Annotated in this window: 18 protein-coding genes; 2 read left to right on the top strand and 16 right to left on the bottom strand. The window is 44.0% G+C overall.

Annotation, left to right across the window (positions count from 1 at the left end; genetic code table 11):
* The first annotated feature begins 58 nt into the window (after window positions 1-58).
* A complete protein-coding gene (locus tag PROVALCAL_RS04735; RefSeq protein ID WP_006657982.1) occupies window positions 59-823 on the top strand; it encodes a CDP-diacylglycerol diphosphatase in 765 nt (254 codons plus the stop codon).
* Window positions 824-913: 90 nt separating this feature from the next.
* Here the strand turns inward: PROVALCAL_RS04735 and rplI are convergent, their stop codons facing one another.
* The 16 genes from rplI to tsaE all read right to left on the bottom strand — a co-directional run bounded on the left by rplI (window position 914) and on the right by tsaE (window position 17,010).
* On the bottom strand, window positions 914-1,363 hold the full coding sequence (gene rplI / locus PROVALCAL_RS04730; RefSeq protein WP_006657981.1) for a 50S ribosomal protein L9: 450 nt from the start codon (window positions 1,361-1,363) through the stop codon (window positions 914-916).
* Between the two features lie 38 nt (window positions 1,364-1,401).
* Window positions 1,402-1,629, bottom strand: a complete 228-nt coding sequence (rpsR, locus tag PROVALCAL_RS04725; RefSeq protein WP_000135199.1) for a 30S ribosomal protein S18 — start codon at window positions 1,627-1,629, stop codon at window positions 1,402-1,404.
* Between the two features lie 4 nt (window positions 1,630-1,633).
* The gene (gene priB / locus PROVALCAL_RS04720) at window positions 1,634-1,951 is read right to left on the bottom strand and encodes a primosomal replication protein N (RefSeq protein WP_006657980.1); all 318 of its coding nucleotides are present in this window, start codon (window positions 1,949-1,951) and stop codon (window positions 1,634-1,636) included.
* A gap of 8 nt (window positions 1,952-1,959) precedes the next feature.
* Complete coding sequence (gene rpsF, locus PROVALCAL_RS04715; protein WP_006657979.1) at window positions 1,960-2,355, bottom strand: 30S ribosomal protein S6; 396 nt, start codon at window positions 2,353-2,355, stop codon at window positions 1,960-1,962.
* Window positions 2,356-2,508: 153 nt separating this feature from the next.
* Window positions 2,509-3,246, bottom strand: a complete 738-nt coding sequence (gene rlmB, locus PROVALCAL_RS04710; protein ID WP_006657978.1) for a 23S rRNA (guanosine(2251)-2'-O)-methyltransferase RlmB — start codon at window positions 3,244-3,246, stop codon at window positions 2,509-2,511.
* A gap of 82 nt (window positions 3,247-3,328) precedes the next feature.
* Window positions 3,329-5,806: a ribonuclease R gene (rnr, locus tag PROVALCAL_RS04705; protein WP_039861614.1), complete on the bottom strand. Its 2,478-nt coding sequence runs from the start codon at window positions 5,804-5,806 to the stop codon at window positions 3,329-3,331.
* Between the two features lie 41 nt (window positions 5,807-5,847).
* A complete protein-coding gene (nsrR, locus tag PROVALCAL_RS04700) occupies window positions 5,848-6,270 on the bottom strand; it encodes a nitric oxide-sensing transcriptional repressor NsrR (RefSeq protein WP_006662386.1) in 423 nt (140 codons plus the stop codon).
* Window positions 6,271-6,562: 292 nt separating this feature from the next.
* Complete coding sequence (locus PROVALCAL_RS04695) at window positions 6,563-7,864, bottom strand: adenylosuccinate synthase (protein ID WP_006657974.1); 1,302 nt, start codon at window positions 7,862-7,864, stop codon at window positions 6,563-6,565.
* A 285-nt stretch (window positions 7,865-8,149) separates the two neighbouring features.
* The gene (gene hflC, locus PROVALCAL_RS04690; RefSeq protein WP_006657973.1) at window positions 8,150-9,151 is read right to left on the bottom strand and encodes a protease modulator HflC; all 1,002 of its coding nucleotides are present in this window, start codon (window positions 9,149-9,151) and stop codon (window positions 8,150-8,152) included.
* Between the two features lie 2 nt (window positions 9,152-9,153).
* Window positions 9,154-10,365 carry an FtsH protease activity modulator HflK gene (gene hflK / locus PROVALCAL_RS04685; RefSeq protein WP_006657972.1) on the bottom strand — a complete coding sequence of 404 codons (1,212 nt, stop codon included), beginning with the start codon at window positions 10,363-10,365 and terminating at the stop codon, window positions 9,154-9,156.
* A gap of 173 nt (window positions 10,366-10,538) precedes the next feature.
* Window positions 10,539-11,819: a ribosome rescue GTPase HflX gene (gene hflX / locus PROVALCAL_RS04680; RefSeq protein WP_006657971.1), complete on the bottom strand. Its 1,281-nt coding sequence runs from the start codon at window positions 11,817-11,819 to the stop codon at window positions 10,539-10,541.
* Between the two features lie 92 nt (window positions 11,820-11,911).
* Window positions 11,912-12,208 (bottom strand): RNA chaperone Hfq, encoded by a 297-nt coding sequence (gene hfq / locus PROVALCAL_RS04675; protein ID WP_006657970.1) that lies wholly within the window; start codon window positions 12,206-12,208, stop codon window positions 11,912-11,914.
* A gap of 107 nt (window positions 12,209-12,315) precedes the next feature.
* Window positions 12,316-13,257: a tRNA (adenosine(37)-N6)-dimethylallyltransferase MiaA gene (miaA, locus tag PROVALCAL_RS04670; protein WP_006657969.1), complete on the bottom strand. Its 942-nt coding sequence runs from the start codon at window positions 13,255-13,257 to the stop codon at window positions 12,316-12,318.
* Window positions 13,250-15,193, bottom strand: coding sequence for a DNA mismatch repair endonuclease MutL (gene mutL / locus PROVALCAL_RS04665; RefSeq protein WP_006657968.1), 1,944 nt, complete (start codon window positions 15,191-15,193; stop codon window positions 13,250-13,252). Before mutL ends, miaA begins: the two co-directional genes overlap by 8 nt.
* A 12-nt stretch (window positions 15,194-15,205) precedes the next feature.
* Complete coding sequence (gene amiB / locus PROVALCAL_RS04660) at window positions 15,206-16,531, bottom strand: N-acetylmuramoyl-L-alanine amidase AmiB (protein ID WP_006657967.1); 1,326 nt, start codon at window positions 16,529-16,531, stop codon at window positions 15,206-15,208.
* 14 nt (window positions 16,532-16,545) lie between these two features.
* Window positions 16,546-17,010, bottom strand: a complete 465-nt coding sequence (tsaE, locus tag PROVALCAL_RS04655; RefSeq protein WP_006657966.1) for a tRNA (adenosine(37)-N6)-threonylcarbamoyltransferase complex ATPase subunit type 1 TsaE — start codon at window positions 17,008-17,010, stop codon at window positions 16,546-16,548.
* A gap of 214 nt (window positions 17,011-17,224) precedes the next feature.
* Between tsaE and queG the strand changes: the two genes are divergently transcribed.
* Entirely contained in the window at window positions 17,225-18,382 is a 1,158-nt protein-coding gene (gene queG / locus PROVALCAL_RS04650) for a tRNA epoxyqueuosine(34) reductase QueG (RefSeq protein ID WP_006657965.1), read from the top strand.
* Window positions 18,383-19,048 lie beyond the last annotated feature (666 nt).

The following is a 19,048-nucleotide window of genomic DNA, read 5'->3' as shown; positions in this document are numbered from 1 at the left end:
ATAATCACTGTTCTTTATTACACTTAATGGTTAAACAGGGAAAAGAACAGGAAAATCTATGCAGAAAAATAACAATACCTGCAAAAAAAAGCTGATAAAAATCATTGGCGCCATCATTTTACTTCTCCTTCTTGGAGTCATTGGTTACATTTCATGGATTAAATACCACGCCGATGGGCTGTGGAATATCATTAGCCAACAATGTATTGCTATCGATAACGCCGAACAACGTAATCCATCTTGTCTAAAGGTTGATTTAGACCAGCGCTATGTTCTGTTCAAAGATAAAAAAGGTCCAGTGCATAATTTGGTACTGCCAACCGATAAAATCAGTGGTATCGAATCCCCTTTATTACTTGAAGACAATAGCCCTGATTATTTTACGCTCGCTTGGAATGAGCGTGAGAGTGTTAGCCCTGTGGGCCAACCCGCTATTAGCGATGATAAACTCGCCTTAGCGATTAATTCACAATATGGGCGTTCCCAAGATCAACTTCATATCCATATTGCTTGCCTAAAACCGCAGGTTATTGAGCTAGTTAACCAACATGCGGATGCGATTAAATCTGAGTGGCATGTTTTTCCAGTGCAATTGGAAGGGCATGAATATTGGGCGAAAAAGTTAGATAAGCAAACAAGCCCTTTCAAGCAGTTAAATGAGTATGTGCAAGCGCACAACGACAGCATGGGGAACTATGGACTGGCGGTGACGGAGCTGAAAGATGGTTCGATGGTATTATTAGCGAATCGTATGGATGTTTGGCAATTTAATTTAGGCAGTACGGGGGAATTACTGGATTATCAGTGTTCGGTAAATCAGTAAGTTCTTCAAATTCTAGATATAAAAAAACACCGGATTACCGGTGTTTTTTTGTGCCACCGAATTAACGATGGCAACTATCATCATTATTGATTACTCAGCAACGATGATAACGTTCAGCTCTGCGAACACATCGCTGTGTAACTGGAAGTGAACTTCGTGGTCACCAGTAGTACGCAGAACGCCGTTTGGCAGGCGAACTTCGCTTTTCGCAACTTTAACGCCAGCCGCAGTGATTGCGTCAGCGATGTCACGAGTACCGATTGAACCGAACAGTTTACCTTCGTCACCAGCTTTAGAAGCCAGAGTAACAGAACCCAGAGCAGTAATAGCTGCTGCACGAGCCTGTGCTGCTGCCAGAACGTCAGCTAATTTAGCTTCCAGTTCAGCGCGGCGAGCTTCAAAGAATTCAACGTTTTTCTTAGTCGCAGGAACAGCTTTGCCCTGTGGTACTAAGAAGTTACGAGCGTAGCCCGATTTAACGTTAACTTGGTCACCCAGGCTACCTAGGTTAGCTACTTTATCAAGCAGAATAACTTGCATTACCTTATCCTCTATTAGTCGTTAATGGACTGTACCAATTACTGATGACGATCAGTGTATGGTAACAGAGACAGGTAGCGAGCGCGCTTGATAGCACGAGCGAGCTGGCGTTGATATTTTGCACGAGTACCGGTGATACGGCTTGGTACAATTTTACCACTTTCAGTGATATAGTTTTTCAGCGTTGCGATATCTTTATAGTCGATCTCTTGAACGCCTTCCGCTGTGAAACGGCAGAACTTGCGACGACGGAAATAACGTGCCATATGGCTAGTCTCCAGAATCTATCAAATCAATCTGCTCGGCATGTAAGACTAATTTACTGATTCCATTACGTCCCTGATGGGTACTAATGAAACCTGTAACAGTAATCAGACTGCCGACCGTTATACTGTGAGTATGGGTTTGTAAGGTTTGTCCGCTGGCAATGACGGGCATTCTGCACCATGCTTGCCGTGACATTCCTGCTTCCTGTTGTCCAGAACGATGTTCTAAAACAAACTGGCAATGAGGAATGCCGGACGGACTCACTTTTCGAATCAGCGCTTTACAGACTGTGCCTGTCAGCACCAGACGATTAGTGATCACCTGAGCAATTACTCTTCAGAATCCCCAGTTTCTTCTGCTTCTTCGTCTTGATAATCATCAGACATGTCACGACCACGACGTTCGTCTTTGGCTTTGACCATTGGAGAAGCTTCTGTTACTGCGTGTTTTAAGCGCATAACCATGCTGCGGATAACGGCATCGTTGAAGCGGAAGTTAGTTTCCAGCTCATCAATCGCTTCCTGTGGAGCTTCTACGTTCAGCAGAACATAGTGAGCTTTGTGCAGTTTGTTGATTGGGTAAGCCAGTTGACGACGGCCCCAGTCTTCCAGACGGTGAATCTGACCTTGTGCGTTAGTGATAACAGCACTGTAACGCTCGATCATGCCCGGAACCTGTTCGCTTTGGTCAGGATGGACCATAAAAACGATTTCGTAATGACGCATTAGTAGTTGCTCCTTACGGATTATTAGCCTCCTGTCTGGGTTAACCGCGGCCCGCGGAGGCAAGGAACTTGTTGAGTGCGGCTAAAAAATTGACGCGTAACTATACCCATCCCAGATAAAAAACTCAAGAGATGGGGACAAATTAAGCAAAAATTATTTTGTGATGCGTTGACGCACGGCTTCAAATAGGCACACGCCCGTTGCCACCGAAACGTTCAGGGAGGATACTGAACCCGCCATTGGAATGCTGATTAACTCATCGCAATGTTCACGGGTTAAGCGACGCATGCCTTCCCCTTCAGCGCCCATCACTAACGCAACTGAGCCCGTCAGTTTACTTTGATACAAGTTATGGTCAGCTTCACCAGCAGTACCCACAATCCACACGTTATATTCTTGCAACAAACGCAAAGTTCTTGCCAAGTTAGTCACGCGGATCAACGGAACATTTTCCGCTGCACCACACGCCACTTTCTTTGCAGTCGCATTCAGCTGAGCAGATTTGTCTTTCGGGACAATCACTGCATGAACGCCCGCAGCGTCTGCACTACGTAAACATGCGCCCAGATTATGGGGATCAGTAACACCATCGAGGATCAGCAAAAATGGCGATTCGGTGCTTTCCAGTAAATCCGGGAGATCCCCTTCCTGATACTGTTTTCCCGGTAAAACATTCGCAATGATCCCTTGGTGAACCGCACCTTCTGTTTGTGCGTCCATCCATTGGCGATTTGCTACTTGCACCACAATTCCCAACGCTTCGATTTCATGAACGATAGGCATCAGGCGGCGGTCTTCACGACCTTTTAAAATATAGACTTCTTTAATACGTTGCGGAGAACGCTCAAGCAGGGCTTTCACGGCGTGAATGCCATAAATAATTTCGCTCATAAATATCTTTTAGGTTGAGAACATTAAATTGGTTGAAAATCAAAAGGTGACGATCACCGCCACCTTTTATCATGAAACGCGCTTATCCCTCTTGTTTTTGGGATTTTTTAGCCACGCGTTTTGCTTTTAACTTGGCACTGATTTTTTTGGTTTTATCTGACGGCTTTTTGCTTTTAGCTTTACCGTTTCCTTTTCCATTTCCTTCAGGCTTTGCGTCTTTTTTGCCTTTCTTCTCTGAACGACGAAATGCAGAATCAGGTTCGAAGTTTTTCTCTTTGCTCACATCCCCTTTCCGACGAGCGGAACGTGTCGCATTTTTAACTTCTTTCTTCATCTTATCACGGGTGGTTTTACCCGGATTTTTTGCTTTGCGCGTCGTTGAGATTAACGCGAAATCAATCGTGCGCTCATCCATGTGAACTGCTTCTACGCGGATTTCAACTTCATCACCAAGGCGATAGGTTGTATTAGAAGACTCACCAATTAAGCGCTGTCCAACCGCATCGTAACGGTAATAATCGTTATCGAGGGTAGAAATATGCACTAAACCATCAATAAACAGGTCATTTAAACGAACAAAGAAACCAAAACCAGTAACGCTCGTGATCAAGCCAGTAAATACTTGACCCACTTGGTCTTGCATAAAGTCACATTTTAACCAATCTGCCACATCACGGGTAGCTTCATCTGCACGGCGCTCGGTCATTGAACAGTGCTCACCTAATTGGAGCATACTGTCCATATCGGAATGCCATCCCCCCGTTTCTGTCCAGCGCTTATCGCCATGACCATGCTCTTTTGCCAGTAAGTATTTAATACCACGGTGCAAAGTTAAGTCAGGATAACGACGGATTGGCGAGGTAAAGTGCGCATAGGATTTCAGACCTAAACCAAAGTGACCGCGGTTTTCTGGATCATAAATCGCTTGTTTCATTGAACGTAAAATCATGGTCTGTAACAGTTCATGATCAGGACGTTCAGCCACTTCGTTCATCACTTGAGCATAATCTTTTGGTTCAGGCTTCATCCCGCCAGGTAATGTTAAACCTAACTCGCTGAAGACAGAACGTAAGTTCATGACGCTTTCTTCTTTCGGACGATCATGCACTCGGTATAATGCAGGTTCTTCATTCTTCTCAACAAAGCGCGCCGCTGCAATATTCGCTAAAATCATGCACTCTTCAATTAATTTATGTGCATCATTACGCTCAACTGGCTCAATACGCTCAATGCGACGCTCGGCGTTGAAGATAAACTTAGCTTCCTCAGACTCAAATGAGATAGCACCACGCTCAATACGTGCCGCATCTAAGGCTTTGTATAATTGGTGCAAATGCTCAATATGCGGAACCAACGCTTTATAGTGCTCGCGTAACTCTTCGTCCCCTTGCAGTATTTTCCATACTTTTGTGTAAGTTAAACGCGCATGGGAGCTCATAACGGCTTCATAGAATTTGTACGACGACAATTTTCCTGATGCTGATACAGTCATTTCGCACACCATACAGAGGCGATCAACGTCTGGGTTCAGCGAGCATAATCCGTTAGACAGGACTTCCGGTAACATCGGAACAACTTGGGATGGGAAGTAAACGGAGTTACCACGGCTACGAGCTTCCGTATCCAAGGCTGTTTGTGGGCGTACATAATAACTCACATCCGCAATCGCTACCCATAAGCGCCAGCCACCACCTTTTTTCGGTGCGCAGTACACGGCATCATCAAAGTCACGAGCGTCTTCGCCATCGATAGTCACTAATGGCAAATCGCGCAGATCCACACGCCCTTTTTTCGCGGACTCGGGGACTGTCTCGCTGAAATCCGCAACCTGTTTTTCAACTTGTGGTGGCCAAGAGTGAGGAATTTCATGCGTGCGCAAGGCAATTTCCACCGCCATACCCGTCCCCATGGTTTCTCCGAGGACTTCAATCACATTACCAACAGCTTGAGAACGGCGTTGCGGTCTCGACACCAATTCAACCACAACCACGTTCCCCATACGGGCTCCGCAAGTTTGGTCTTTCGGAATCAAAATATCAAAGCTCAGACGGCTATCATCAGGGACGACAAACCCCATACCAGCTTCAATAAAATAGCGACCTACAATTTGGTTATTACGCGGTTCTAATACACGCACCACACGCACTTCGGTACGACCTTTACGGTCTTGCCCATAAGGCTGGGCTAAAATAACGTCGCCATGTAAGGCGCGTTTCATCTCGTCTTGAGATAAATAATAATCTTCTTTTTTGCCTTCAACACGTAAGAAACCATAACCATCACGGTGACCAATAACTTTACCTTTGAGTAGGTCAAGGCGTTCTGGCAGTGCATAACACTTACGACGAGTGAAAACTAACTGACCATCACGTTCCATCGCGCGTAAGCGACGACGCAATGCTTCCAATTCATCTTCGGTAGAGAGATTGAGTAACTGTGCAATTTCTTCACGATTTGCGGGAGCTGTTCGCTTAGATAAAAGATCTAAAATAAACTCTCTACTTGGAATTGGGGATTCATATTTTTCTGCTTCTCTTTCCTGAAAAGGATCGTTTGACATTGTTACCTCCATTGTCATCAGAGTGATAAATGACTGAGACATTAATCGAGCAATAATTGGTACAGCGGGCTATTGTCTTTCACCATATCCGCTAGCGTATATTGATCTAGTTCTTGTAAAAATTGTTGTATTGCCTTTTGCAGAGCGCCTTTAAGGCGACAAGCAGGCGTAATATGACAAAATTCTCCACTACAATTGACTAGAGTGAGTGGTTCTAATGCACGGACCACATCACCGATACGAATAGATTCTGCCGGTTGACCTAGCGCGATCCCGCCATTTTTACCACGGGTAGCTTTAACATAGCCAAGGTGACTCAGCTGATTAATAATTTTAACCATGTGATTACGAGAAACCCCATATACCTCAGTAACTTGAGTTATACTCGTCATCTGCCCTTTTTCTAGGGCGGCTAAATAGATTAGGGCACGTAACCCATAGTCAGTAAAACTTGTCAGCTGCACAATCACCTCAAAATTTTTGGCGCTACAAATATGTTGTGAAATACTTATCTGCCATTTTCGTTATATTTGTTTTCTGGCTACCATATAAAGTACATTTTTAACGATTTTCTACAGTATATCGCCTTAGTTTCAGTCTAGCCCATCCTTGCCCGTAAAGATGCTTACAATGGCACAGAATGTTCAACTTTATAGGTATTATGTGGAAATTTTAGCGTTTTATCAAAAGGGAATTTATCGGAAGGAAACATGGAATGCTAAAAAAACAGCGCCCTAGTGAGCGCTGTTCATGTGATTACTCAACGTCAAACGGATCACGCAGGATCATTGTTTCTGAACGGTCTGGACCCGTTGAAATAATATCAACTGGGATACCCGTCAGTTCTTCAATACGTTTGATGTAATCTAAAGCCGCTTGTGGCAATAACGCTCTTTCTTTAACACCAAAAGTCGTTTCGCTCCAACCAGGCATAGTTTCATACACTGGCTCTAAGCCTTCCCACTCATCAGCTGCTAAAGGTGTAGTTTCTAACACCGTACCATCTTTACGACGGTAACCTACGCAGATTTTCACTTCTTTTAAGCCGTCTAAAACATCCAGCTTAGTTAAGCAGAAACCTGACAGAGAGTTAATTTGTACCGCGCGGTTGATAGCCACGATGTCTAACCAACCAGTACGACGCTTACGACCAGTAGTTGCACCGAATTCTTGACCTTTCTCACGCAGGAACTCACCAGTTTCATCGAACAGCTCAGTTGGGAATGGACCCGCACCAACACGCGTTGAGTAAGCCTTGATGATACCCAGTACATAGTTCACATAACGTGGACCTAAGCCTGAACCCGTCGCAACACCACCAGCCGTTGTGTTTGATGAAGTTACATACGGATAAGTACCGTGGTCGATATCCAGCAGCGTACCTTGCGCACCTTCAAACATCACTAATTCATTCTTCTGATGTGCTTTATAGAGCAAATCAGAAACATCAATTACCATGCTAGTCAGCAGATCAGCAACAGACATGATGTAATCTAATGTTTGCTGGTAATCAACCGCAGGTTCTTTGTAATAGTTAACCAGTTGGAAGTTATGGTAATCGATAATTTCTTTTAATTTTACAGCGAAGGTTGCTTTATCGAATAAGTCGCCAACACGCAGACCACGACGAGCAACTTTATCTTCGTATGCAGGACCGATACCACGACCCGTTGTACCAATCGCTTTTGCGCCACGCGCTTTTTCACGCGCATTATCTAATGCGATGTGGTAAGGCAGGATCAGAGGGCATGCTTCAGAGATGCGTAAACGCTCACGAACAGGAACACCGCGATCTTCCAGTTCTTTCATCTCTTTCATTAAAGCATCAGGCGCAAGAACAACACCATTAGCAATAATACTGATGACATTTTCACGAAGAATACCGGATGGAATTAAGTGGAGAACGGTTTTTTCACCGTTTACAACAAGAGTATGGCCAGCATTATGGCCGCCCTGATAACGAACTACATATTTAGCACGCTCTGTCAGCAAGTCAACGATCTTGCCCTTCCCTTCGTCACCCCATTGGGTGCCCAGTACGACAACGTTCTTACCCATTTCGAAATACACTCGGTTGCTTAAAAATGAATTCTACCATCAAAAATGAACTGTTCCAGTGATATTTTGGCATTACAAAAATTTTTTTCTAGAAAGCAAGTAAAATGGTAGTTTTATTTCTGTCGTAGACTCAAAGTGAATTGCCTCAACCTGAGCAGCTAAAATTTTCCCTGAAAAATCCGCAACTTAAAACGACAGGCGAAAAAAAGCCCACCGAAGCGGGCTTTTCTTTATTAGATTAACAGTAATTTAAGTTCGTTGCACGTAACTTAAGTTGTTTATCATTTAATCCGTTGCACGTAGCTTAGTCGGTGCTTTCATAAAGCGGAAGAAGTCAGTGTCTGGGCTAAGCACCATCACGTCATCACCACTTTTGAAGCTTTGCTCATAAGCACGCAGGCTACGAATGAACGCATAGAACTCAGGATCTTGGTTGAATGCATCAGCAAACAGTTTTGTCGCCATTGCATCACCTTCACCTCGCAGGGTCAGTGCAGTACGCTCTGATTCTGCCAGTGTCTCTGTTACCGTCTTATCCGCTACAGCACGAATTTTAGTTGCTTCTTCTTGACCTTGTGAACGATGCTGACGTGCTACCGCTTCACGCTCTGCACGCATACGTGCATAGATGGCTTCAGAAACTTCATTTGGTAATTCAATACGCTTGATACGTACGTCGACAACTTCGATACCTAACGCCGCCATACTGTTCGCATTCACAACCAGTGGCTTCAGGTTAGTCTCTTTTTCAACGCGCGCCGCAGCATCTGCAATCGCTGCATCTGCTTCTTTAGTCGCTTCGTCGGTTGCCGTACCTTTGTTCAGTGCATCACGAACATCAACAGTTAAACGACCACGAGAATCAGTGATGATGTCTTTAACACTTAAACGACCAAACTCAGAACGTAAACGGTCACTGAACTTACGTTTCAACAGGGTTTCTGCTTGGAATGGGTTACCACCACCAGTCGCTACATAGTAACGGCTAAAGTCAGTGACACGCCATTTCAGGTATGAATCTACCATTAAGTCTTTGTTTTCACTTGTCAGGTAACGGTCAGCTTGGATTTCTAATGTCTGAATACGTGCATCTAACATTTTCACAGTTTCAATAAATGGAACTTTGAAATGCAGACCCGGCTCATAAACGATCGGTTTGTTTTCAGAATCACGCAGAACTTTACCAAAGCGTAAAACGATGCCACGCTCAGTTTGTGGAACAATAAAGATTGATGCGTAGGCAACTGCCAAAACAGCAATCACTATAAAAATAAACGACTTACGCATGATTATTGTCTCCCTACTCTAACTGCATCACCACGCACAGGGCTGTTTGGCTGTGCAGGTGCTGAACCCACGGATGATGAACCATTATTGGAGTTCGTCATTCTTGCCGATGATGGATTCGATTTTGACGCAGGTGCGACGTTACCATTGGTTCCACGCATGATCTGGTCCAGTGGCAGCACTAACATGCTGTTACTCTTATCGTTCGCAATGACTTTACGTGTATTACCTAATACGCGTTCCATCGTTTCGATGTACAAACGTTCACGGGTAATTTCAGGTGCTGCACGATATTCAGGTAACATTTTCGCAAAGCTTGCGACCTCACCCTCGGCTTTAAAGACGACGCTCGCCTTATAAGCTTCAGCTTCTTCGATCATACGCTGTGCGTTACCTTTCGCGAGAGGTAGAACTTCGTTTCGATAGGCATGCGCTTCACGAATCGTTTTTTGTTCTTCTTCCCTTGCGGAGATTACATCATCAAATGCCGCTTTTACATCTTCTGGCGGACGAGCCGCTTGGAAGTTGACGTCCAGCAGAGTAATACCCATTTTGTACGGTGCAATTGTCGCTTCAAGCTCTTTCTGTGTCACATCACGGATAAAGGCTCGATTCGTAGTCAATACTTGCTCCATGGCAGATTGACCAATAACACCACGCACAGCACTATCTAACGCTTGGCGCAGGCTGTTGTCAGGGTTCGTCACACTGAACAAGTATTGAGCTGGGTCAGTCACACGGTACTGAACGTTCATTTCAACGCGAATCACGTTTTCATCAGACGTTAGCATCATGCCGTTAGTTGCTTGCTCACGAACAGTTTCAACGTTCACAGGAACAACTTGGTCGATAAACGTTGGTTTCCAGTTCAGACCTGGTCCGACGATGCCACTATATTCACCAAAACGTAATACTACGCCACGGTCACTCTCTTTGATGGTATAGAAGCCAGAACCGGCCCATACCACGACAACCGCTGCAAGTGCTAAAATACCTAAACGACCGCTGATTGGTGATGACTGTTTATTATTGCCTTCACCACCACCTTTGTTCCCGCCGCCGCCAAGCTTGCTGCCTATTTTACGAAAGAGATCGTCGAGATCATAAGCCCCAGGTTTCCGACCACCTTTGTTCCCGCCAGAGTTGCTGCCTTTATTGCCGCTTCCCCACGGATCGCGGTCTTGTCCGTCATTACCGGGCTGATTCCACGCCATGTTTTAGCTCCATTCTTTATGATTGATTTTTAGGGCTAAGAGCGATATTTCTCATCGTTCATTTCACCAATTGGCGTCTTGAATCACACTGAGGATATTGGGCTCTTAATATCAATTCCATTGCCTAACTGTGTTGCGGTTAATTCAACCAATCGGCTGTTTTAACCTCATCTTTAAACAACATAGTTAGGTAATTGCTGCTCTTGTTTGCATAAACGTCGCCAATCCACCATTGGCATACGCACCTCAAGTCCAATAGTGCCGTCTTCTTCTTGCCATTCACGTTCGATGGATTGAAGTTGATAAAAACGGCTCCGTAAGCGACCTTCATTCGGTGGTAAACGCAATTCAACATGTGCGATCTCACCTGAAAGACGTTCCGTTAATGCTTGGAGCAACAAAGGGATACCTTCGCCTGTTTGCGCTGAAACCCAGACACGAACTGGCTTGTTATCCTCATCTCTGTCAATACGCGGGACAAAATCGTCGAGCATATCAACTTTGTTCATCACTAAAAGTGTTGGAATTTCATTTGCGTCTATTTCTTCCAATACACTGTTAACTGCTTGGATGTTTTCATCTAGACGAACATCAACTGCATCAATCACATGGAGCAATAAATTCGCTTCACGGGTTTCCTGCAGAGTCGCTTTAAAAGCGGCAACCAAGTCATGTGGAAGATGACGAATAAAACCCACTGTATCCGCTAAAACAACCGTTCCAACATCATCAACATCAATACGACGTAACGTTGGATCTAGCGTAGCGAATAGTTGGTCTGCAGCATAAACATCCGCTGACGTCATCCGGTTAAATAAACTGGATTTTCCTGCGTTAGTGTAACCAACCAAAGAAACGGTCGGGATATCCGCTTTGCTTCTTGATTGACGACCTTGTTCACGCTGTTTTTCGACACGCCCTAAACGAGATAAGATCTGTTTGATTTTATCCCTTAATAAACGACGGTCGGTTTCAAGCTGAGTTTCACCAGGACCGCGTAAGCCAATCCCGCCTTTTTGTCGCTCAAGGTGCGTCCATCCTCTCACTAAACGAGTGGATAAATGCCGTAATTGAGCTAATTCAACTTGAAGTTTACCTTCATGCGTACGCGCACGTTGTGCAAATATATCTAAAATTACCCCTGTACGATCCACGACCTTACATTGGCAAACCCGTTCGAGATTACGTTCTTGGGCAGGGCTAAGAGTATGGTTAAATAACACCACATCCGCGCCACTTGCTTCAACAGCTTCAGCGATTTCTTCAGCTTTCCCTTCCCCAACGAAGTATTTTGGGTGGGGAGCCTTACGGCTGCCAGTCACTATTTGTACAGGTTTTACCCCTGCAGAAGTCACTAGGGACTCAAATTCTGCCAAATTATCCACGTCTTTTTCTTGATCAAAAAAAACATGAACAAGTACAGCTAGTTCACCGCCTTCATACCTATCAAACAAGGTGCAACCTCTTTAGGCTAAACAATAATTGCAAAGGAAAGACATAGGTATAGTCTCCCTACCCATGCTTTCCTTGTTTTTAGCGTACAGTCTTACTCAGCTGATTCGCCATCTTGCCCAGCAGAAGCACCACCGTGGTAGTTGCCATTGCCTGCGCCAGCAGTACCAGTACCGCGATGATGAGAAACAGGGCGTGCTGGAACAACAGTAGAGATAGCATGTTTATAAACCATCTGACTCACTGTGTTTTTCAGCAAAATAACAAATTGGTCAAAAGATTCGATTTGACCCTGCAATTTAATACCATTAACGAGATAAATAGAGACCGGAACCCTTTCACTACGTAATGCGTTCAGGAACGGATCTTGCAAAGATTGCCCCTTAGCCATTCTATGTTTTCCTTATTTTGTTGTTTTTAAAATGAGAATCTTACGATTCCTAAAAATTACTACTCAAAAATTACGCTTAACGCTTTAATTGTACACAAAGAATAGCCCTATGCACTAATAACCTGTATAACGGTGTCAAGCGCTTGCTGAGGTTGCTCACTATCTAACCGATGAACATTATCCCAGCTTCTCAACCAAGTGATCTGCCGTTTAGCCAATTGGCGCGTCGCACAAATCCCTCGATAAACCATTTCATCATAATCTATCTCACCATCAAGATAAGACCACATTTGGCGATAACCTACACAACGAATGGAAGGTAAATCAACGTGAAGATCACCCCGTTGGTATAGCGCTTTAACTTCGTCTTCAAACCCTGCATCTAGCATTAAACGAAAACGCTGTTCGATACGCTCATGTAAAATTTTACGATCTTGTGGCTCAATAGCAAACTGAAACACATTATAAGGCAATTCCGTGCCCGCTGTTTGAGTCATTTCAGTCAAACTTTGTCCCGAAATGAGATATACCTCTAAAGCTCGGGATAATCTTTGTGGATCATTAGGATGGATACGTGCCGCAGAAACAGGATCAACGTCCGCTAAACGACGATGTACTTCAGCCCAACCGTGTTCTTGTGCTATTTGTTCGATTGTCTCACGAACCTCTGGTGAAGCAGAGGGCAGCGGCGATAAACCTTCTAATAAAGCTTTAAAATAAAGCATTGTTCCGCCAACTAATAATGGAATTTTACCTTGAGACGTAATTTCATCCATTACATTTAATGCGTCACGACGAAAATCTGCCGCAGAATAAGGCTGCGAAGGATCAAGAATATCAATTAAACGATGCGGAGCTTGGCTAAGTTCTTCTTTATTAGGCTTCGCCGTGCCAATATCCATTCCTCGATAAATCAGTGCCGAATCGACACTGATAATCTCCACAGGCAAATGCTTGCGTAATTCGATGGCTAATGCCGTTTTGCCTGAAGCCGTTGGCCCCATTAAGAAAATGGCATTGGGTCTTTTTTGAGTTACTAAATCACTCATTTGTTAGTGTAGCTACCACAGGTTGTAAATTAATTAATTGTAATAATGTTGGCGGTGGATTTTTTACCCACTGCGGACAAATCCGCTCAACATCAGCCAGCAGTTGAACTGCCTGAGCTAAACTCCAACTTTCTTCGGTTTTTGCCTGTGAAATCGCACTTGCGAGCCATTGTGCGATACTTTCATTTGGAATGCTTTCTTTTGTCGACAAAAACACAATTAAATCAGAAAAAAGCTGCGATAAATTTTGCGTTCTTAACGGTAACGATACCGTATGAATAGTCACTTTTCCATGAAATATCGAAGCATCGATACCAAATAGTGTCAATTGTTCCTTATAACGCTGCAAAACCTCTATTTCGTCACTTTTTAGTGACAATTTTAAGGGGATTAACAACGGCTGAGGCTTTAATCCGCCATTTTCTGGCATCAACTGAGCCAACTTTAATAAGTAGTTCGCTTCATTTAAGGATAACAGGATTATCCCTAATGAAGACTCAATTAATGCAAAGTTTTTTGCGTAAATTGTCAATACTTTACCGAATTGATAGTCATCCGCACTTTTCGCTACAAACTGGTGTTCTACTGGGCTGACATTCAATGGTTTTCTTTCTGGAAATAACGGTTTTTTATCTTCAGGTTCAACCGGAATGGACATTAAGCGCTGATACAGCTCTCCGGTGTTACGTTCATAACTTGGTGCAGGGTTATATGTTCCTATATTGCCCGAAGAAAAAGAACGGTTTTTGCCTATCATCGCCCCACTGTTTTTATCGCCGTAAGAAACTTGAGACTCTTGAGTATGAATATGTTGAGATTGCTGCGGTTTTTGTGTTGTCGTTGCCACTGGAGAAGCAAAATAGTTATCTCCAGCTGATGCTCGATTTTCAACTTCAACAGTCACTGACTCAACTCCGGGAAGTTCACTCTCAGTAAGTGCATTGAGCAATACGGTTCGTACCGCTTGGTAGATAAAATCGTGTACAAGTCTGGCTTGATGAAAGCGTACTTCATGCTTGGCAGGATGAACGTTGACATCAACTTGTTTGGGGTCAATCGTCAAGTACAGTACATAGGCAGGTTGCTGATTATCCTCTAAATGCCCTTCATAAGCTTGACGAATAGCATGGTTGATCAGCTTATCGCGCATCATGCGACCATTCACATAGCAATATTGAATATCATTGATGCCTGACGGGGACGTTGAAGGAGCAACGACCCATCCTTTGATGCCTAAATCACTGTGCTCCCAAGAAAGTGCAAGCGCGCCTTGCATAAACCCTGTGCCGCAGATGGCGCCTAAACGGCGCTCTTGCTGGTTAGCATCTTGCGCAGCTCGGTATTGTTTCACCAACTTGCCGTTATGAGACAGATTCATCGCAACATCAGGGCGGGAAAGTGCGATACGCCGCACAACCTCATCAATATGCCCAAACTCGGTTTTTTCTGTACGCATAAATTTGCGACGAGCAGGTGTATTGTAAAAGAGATCAAGCACTTCTACCGTCGTGCCATTAGGGTGTGCGGCAGGTTTCACCGTCACTTGCATGTCACGACCTTCTGCATAAGATTGCCATGCTTCACTCTGTTCCGCAGGCTTGGAGGTTAATGTCAGTCGAGAAACTGAGCTAATACTGGCAAGGGCTTCGCCACGAAAGCCCATGCTCATGATGGCTTCGAGATCATCCAATGTCGCAATTTTACTGGTAGCATGGCGTGCTAAAGCAAGAACCAACTCATCCTTGTTGATCCCGCAGCCATTATCCCGAATGCGGATCAGCTTTTCTCCCCCTCGCTCTATCTCGATGTCGATACGAGTCGCACCAGAATCAAGGCTATTTTCTACTAATTCCTTCACAACAGAGGCGGGTCTTTCGACCACCTCTCCAGCCGCTATTTGGTTTGCTAATTGAGGAGAAAGGATCTGGATTGCCATAACCTAATTCACTTATTTTGGCGCTGCTTGCAGCGGGTTGGCTAAAAAGTACTGACGTAGCCCTTGATGGATACCATCTGCCACTTTTTCCTGATAGTCATTCGATTTCAGTAACTGCTCTTCTGAAGTGTTACTAATAAACCCCGTTTCGACTAAGATTGATGGAATATCAGGGGAACGCAGTACCCCAAGGCTCGCATGTTCTGGTGTTTTCTTATGAATGTTACCAATTTTTCTTAGTTGCTGAATCACATGAACTGCTACATCGTAACCAACACGCTGGGAGTGCCCAAATTGTAAATCCAATACGGCTTGGCTGAGGTATGGATCCGCACCGCTCAATGCATCTCCTGCTCCACCTAAAAGCTCAGATTGTTTTTCACGTTGCTCTAACCAGCTACCTAATTCGCTGTTTGCACGGCGGTTTGATAACACCCATACAGAGGCGCCGCGAGCGCTACTGTTAGGTGCAGAGTCCGCGTGGATAGACACTAACATGTTGGCACCTTTTTTACGGGCAACATCCGAACGACCACTCACTGAAATAAAATAGTCACCGTCCCTTGTCATAACAGGTTTAAACATCGGGTCTGCATCCAATTTCTGGTACAGCTTACGCGCGACACTCAGGGTAACATCTTTTTCTTTATATCCATTTTTACCGATTGCCCCAGGGTCTTTCCCTCCATGACCCGCATCAATAGCAATCACGACCTGCTTGGTGCCTTTTGGCAAAGTTTTAGTCGGTGTTGTTGATACTGGAACCGCCGCAGGTGCTGTGGCTGGCGCATTCATTTTTAATGATTTTTCTTGCGCAGGCTGAGCAGGTTGCGAATTTCGTGTGGATGGCGTGACCGCAGACTGTGTTGGCATCACGGTATTATTAAATGAGCTTGATGCCTGTCCTTTACCTGTAGATAAAGTGAATATGACCTGATATTGACCTGAAACCTGCTGAACGGTCGCTTTCGTTTTCGCCGCTTGGGCAAGCTCAAGTACAATACGTTTGTGCTGGCTATCTGGCGCTTGGCTTGCACGTACTTGCTTCACTAAATCCCCTTTAGCGAGCTTTAATGGTAAGCCAATAATTTCACCACGTTGCTGGACATCTATCACTAAACGTTCTGGTGAATGCAGCGGAAAGTACGAATAATCAGGCTTTCCATCAACAAATGTTAATGTAACTTGAGCCTGTGAAGGGCTATTACTGACTTGAATATTAGACAGTGATGCAGCTTTGGCGGTCGATGTCACCAAAGCCAATACAAACATCATCAATAATAGGAAAAAAGAAAAAATACCCTTGGTAGTTATTCTGTTCATCGATGCATTCATCATGAGCTATATGTTCCTTAGAATACCGTTAACGCTTCCAATAATGACTCTCCGGTTGCCGAAAAAGCGACAACGCGAGCCTGACGCCCTTCATTTTGATACGTTAAATGGATCTCAAGATCCGCTTCAGGTAAGAAGCCTTTGCCTTGCTGTGGCCATTCAACCAAACAGACGGAGGTGTCAGAAAAATAGTCGCGAATCCCCATAAACTCAAGTTCTTCAGGATCGGCTAAACGATATAAATCAAAGTGAAAAACATGTCTATCCGCTAATTCATAAGGCTCAACTAATGTATAAGTTGGGCTTTTAACATGGCCTTTGTGACCCAACGCTTGCAAAAATCCACGGCTAAACGTTGTTTTCCCCGCGCCAAGATCCCCATAAAGGTTAATTATCGCGCCTTGTTTGCAAGCCATTGCAATCGTGCGCCCTAGTGCTACGGTTTGCTCTTCATTAGCAAGTTGTATTGTGCGTTCTTTCATAGTTGGTGCAGCCAATTATAATGATGAGATCTATTCAAGATTGATATTAACGCCTATTTTAACTCAAGCGGATCTATTTTTGTTATTTAACATTGTTGGAACATCGAGATCGGAAATATCCGACTAAGATCGCCCCCACAAGATCCGTTGATTTTGAGAAATCAAACGATCGTGTTAGAGTGCCTGCGAATCCACTTTTATCTAGATATTTCCCATGTCCACACGCCTCAATCTTGAACTTCTAGCCCAAAATATTAAGCAATGGGGCATCGATGCTGGCTTTCAACAAGTCGGTATTTGCGATACGGATCTTACCCTTGAGGAACCCAAGCTCCAAGCCTGGCTGGATAAACAATATCATGGCGACATGGAGTGGATGAATCGCCATGGCATGATGCGGGCAAGACCCCACGAATTACATCCCGGCACACTACGGGTCATCAGCGTCCGCATGAATTATCTCCCTGCGAAGGCGGCTTTTGCCAGCACACTTAACAACCCTGAGCTAGGCTACGTCAGTCGCTATGCTCTCGGTCGAGATTATCATAAGCTATTAAAAAAACGCTTAAAAGTGCTTGGAGATCAAATCTTAGACTATTGCCAACAGTTTGAATGTTCCGATGACATAAACTTTCGCCCGTTTGTTGATTCAGCCCCTATCCTTGAACGTCCATTAGCGGTTAAAGCGGGGTTAGGTTGGACTGGTAAGCACTCATTGGTACTTAATCAACATGCGGGATCTTGGTTTTTTCTTGGTGAGTTACTGATCAACCTGCCACTTCCTGTCGATCAACCCGTTGAAGAACAATGTGGGCGCTGCGTTGCTTGCATGACAACCTGCCCGACAGGTGCGATTGTTGAACCCTATACTGTCGATGCAAGACGCTGTATTTCCTATCTGACCATTGAATTAGATAGTGCAATTCCTGAGGAATTTCGCCCATTGATGGGTAATCGAATTTATGGCTGTGATGACTGTCAGCTCATCTGCCCATGGAATCGCTTTTCTCAGCTCACTGATGAAAGCGATTTTAGCCCAAGGGCTGCATTGCATACGCCAGAGCTATTAGATATTTTTTCATGGAGTGAAGAGAAATTTCTACGTATTACAGAAGGATCGGCAATCCGCCGCATTGGCTATATTAAATGGCTTCGAAATGTCAGTGTCGCTTTGGGTAACGCGCCCTATCAAGATAGTATTGTCCTCGCATTGCAAAATCGTCTTGGAATGAACCCAATGCTAGACGAACACTTCCAATGGTCTATTGAGCAGCAATTAAAGCGCCGAGAAGAAAATCAAGTCACAATTCAAACTTCGCAACAAAAACGTCTTGTTAGGGCAATTACTAAAGGTTTACCGCGAGACGCCTAAAAAAAGCCCACCCTTATATCCTAAGTAGTAAATTGTCAAACTGATGTGAATAAAATAAAAAAAGGCTTAGCCGACAATAGGTAAAGGATTTGCAAGTTGTGCTCAGCACATTTTGAACAAATATTTTTTTACTTTAATTTCAATGGATTAAAGTAAAAACGATGAATATTCATTTTGTGATAGTCAAAAGTTAACCAACACGCAACCTGTGGATAACTCTGTGTAGTAAAGTGTTTCCGTCTAGGATAGATTGAACCCAGACCCACTCAAATTGTGGATAACTTTCTCATGGAAAGAAATAATAAAAAACGCTGAATTTCACTTAACTAACTAAAGTAAAGTTGGTAAAAAATCAGGTTGAGAAGAAATTTTAGCTGAAATGGCAAAAATAGGATTTTTTACTATTCAGTAGAACGTTCGCCATTTTTAGTCGAAGTTCTTATAGAGTGCCCTATTGCTAAGGGGTGGCTATTCTATGGCGCTCTGCTTATGAATGCAAGCAAAAAACTCACTTGGATCCTAAAAAGATCATAAATAATAAAAGGATCTTGGATTCTCATGATAAAAATTGTTTGTGCGCAAAGAATAGACGCTGAAAGCCAAAATAAGTATTAATGCTTAGCTATAAAACTAAAAATCAGTGAAGTATATTGAGGAGATACTAAG

It is taken from the genome of Providencia alcalifaciens DSM 30120 (assembly GCF_000173415.1).
In the GTDB taxonomy this organism is placed as follows: domain Bacteria; phylum Pseudomonadota; class Gammaproteobacteria; order Enterobacterales; family Enterobacteriaceae; genus Providencia; species Providencia alcalifaciens.
This window is presented reverse-complemented; position numbering and strand designations above follow the sequence as displayed.